Source organism: Blastococcus litoris (assembly GCF_003075095.1).
Classification (GTDB): domain Bacteria; phylum Actinomycetota; class Actinomycetes; order Mycobacteriales; family Geodermatophilaceae; genus Blastococcus_B; species Blastococcus_B litoris.
The window spans coordinates 1-580 of the sequence record NZ_QCZF01000029.1 but is presented as its reverse complement, the minus strand read 5'-3'; the positions used below and the strand labels follow the sequence as shown (position 1 = coordinate 580).

Here is a 580-nt window from a genome sequence, read left to right as displayed (position 1 = left end):
CACTTCCCACGGTCGGCGGAAAAGGAGAGAGCACTTTCCTACTTCGCTAAGCTACAGTATGACCTGCAGTCAGCGATTCGGCGACACGTGATTAAATTGCCAGAGATCCGGGAAGAGATGATTGACCTTGCCTACCATTTCTGGGACCTTGAAAAAACCGAACAAGCACGCAAAAGAAAGCGTACCGATAAACTAACGAAGCCCTTACGAAAACGTTTTACTTCCTCGGGATTTCACAAAGGAAATAACAACGAAAATACCTAGCGAAAAGAGGACCGTGACGACAAGGATATAGAACTATCTCCCTATAAAGGTTTAAACTATATTAGGAGAAATAGGAAATAAAACTAATACTATAAATATAGAAGCGAAGAGTACTACGCGCCTAATTACTATAAGAATTAACCTTCTAAGTCGGTAGTAGTATAAATAGTATAATAAGGAAAAATCAAAGAGATAGAGTAGACCCTATAACCCTATCTCCTTCCCCTATTATAGGGACTAGAACTTATTTTTATATACTAATCACTATTAGAAATAATATTAAAATCTACGTAGATCTTAATAGTAGGGCTAAAGT

At 37.8% G+C, this 580-nt stretch carries 1 protein-coding gene; it reads left to right on the top strand.

All coding sequences use genetic code 11. From position 1 onward, the window contains the following. A partial coding sequence (locus DCS98_RS23430) for a hypothetical protein (RefSeq protein ID WP_206340406.1) occupies positions 1 to 264 on the top strand: 264 nt, incomplete at its 5' end. Positions 265 to 580 lie beyond the last annotated feature (316 nt).